This is a genomic window from Streptomyces synnematoformans (assembly GCF_039531005.1).
GTDB lineage: Bacteria > Actinomycetota > Actinomycetes > Streptomycetales > Streptomycetaceae > Streptomyces > Streptomyces synnematoformans.
Genome location: NZ_BAAAPF010000778.1, coordinates 1 through 513 on the forward strand (window position 1 = coordinate 1; position 513 = coordinate 513).

Below are 513 nucleotides of genomic sequence, written 5' to 3' on the forward strand. Positions count from 1 at the left end.
TCCGGGATCTCAGCACGTCGACCTCACAGCCCGGCGCGAACGGGTCGAAGCCGTGCTCGACCAGCCAGCGAACCCCCAGCAGGCTTCGCAACGACCACCACCCGCGGATCACGTCGAGGTCGACGCCGGTGCCATAACCAGCGATGACGTCGTCGAGGTGCTCCTCGTGTCCGAGCGTCAAGGTAGCGAGGTCGAACAGGGCATCACCCCGGCCCGCCTCGGACCAGTCGATGATGCCCGTGACCTCGTCGCCGTCGACGAAGACGTGATCGATCTGTAGGTCGCCGTGCGTGAACGCCGGAGTCCACGGCCGGAGCGCGGCCTCGGCGACCCGGCGGTTGCGGGTGACCAGGTCGGCGGGCAGGACGCCCTTCGTCACGAGCAACTCGCACTCGCCGTCGAGTTCCGCCACGAACTCGTCGGGACTCCGGCGGCGCCGGCCGGTCCAGGGCGGCAACGGCGCGTCGTGCAGCTTCCGGACGGCGGCACCCGCCGCGGCCCACGCCGCCGGCG

General features: G+C 71.3%; 1 protein-coding gene. It reads right to left on the minus strand.

The window, feature by feature from the left end; genetic code table 11:
- The coding region (locus ABD317_RS37640) for a phosphotransferase (protein ID WP_344296654.1) at nucleotides 1-513 on the minus strand (513 nt) is incomplete at both ends.